Here is a 1038-nt window from a genome sequence, read left to right on the forward strand (position 1 = left end):
GTGGCGACCGCTGCTCATGACCTGCTCGCCCGGCACCACGCGTGTACCTTGCGGCGCATCATTGTTCACGATAGGAAGTGGCTCCTGCCGGTCACTGCTGCTGATGTCATCTTCTTCAAAATAACAACCGTTGAGCAATGTGGCACCGCAGAGCATGACTGCGAGGTATTTCAGGGTGCTCTTCATGGTGTTCCCCCAATAGCCCGCCTCAAGGCGGAAAACTAACTGCCCGTTTCGGGCTTATCGTGCCTTTATACCCTGCCTGCCCCTGGCAGTACAGCACGTCGCCCGGGTTAACCCGCAAGGGATACCCGGGCACGCAGCGACACCCGGCGCTACTGGCCGAGCTCCTGTTCGGTAAAGGTATCGGCAAACAGGGGGGAGCTGAGGTAACGTTCGCCGGAATCCGGCAGCACCACCACAATGGTCTTGCCGGCAAACTCCGGCTGCTGGCTGAGGCGATCCGCCACACACATGGCCGCCCCACAGGAAATACCGGCCAGAATACCTTCTTCCTGCATCAGCTTGTGGGCCCATTCCATGGCATCTTCGTTGCTGACCTGCTCCGCCCGGTCCACCACTGCCATATCCAGATTCTTCGGCACAAAACCAGCACCAATGCCCTGAATCTTGTGGGGGCCATGGGTGGGCTCTTCCCCTTTCAGGGCAGCAGAGATCATGGTCGAGGAGTCTGGCTCCACCGCCACGGCAGTGATCGCCTTGCCCTTCTCGTTTTTGATGAAACGGGAGACACCGGTAATCGTACCTCCGGTGCCAACGCCACAAACCAGCACGTCAATATCACCACCGGTGGCGTCCCAGATTTCAGGGCCGGTGGTTTTTTCATGGATGTCAGGGTTGGCCGGATTATTGAACTGCTGCAGCATCAAATGGCTGTCCGGGTTTTCCTGTACCAGCTCTTCCGCCCTGGCAATCGCACCGGGCATGCCTTTCGGGCCAGGCGTCAGTACCAGTTTGGCGCCCAGCGCCTTGAGGATCTTGCGGCGCTCCAGGCTCATGGAGTCCGGCATGGTCAGC

Annotated in this window: 2 protein-coding genes; both read right to left on the bottom strand. The window is 59.3% G+C overall.

The features are described 5' to 3' along the window. Positions 1-186: hypothetical protein (locus A3730_RS06570; RefSeq protein ID WP_156500994.1), on the bottom strand; the 186-nt coding region annotated here is incomplete at its 3' end. Positions 187-335: 149 nt separating this feature from the next. Then, positions 336-1038: pyridoxal-phosphate dependent enzyme (locus tag A3730_RS06575; protein WP_063537750.1), on the bottom strand; the 703-nt coding region annotated here is incomplete at its 5' end.

The organism is Alcanivorax sp. HI0044, assembly GCF_001634945.1.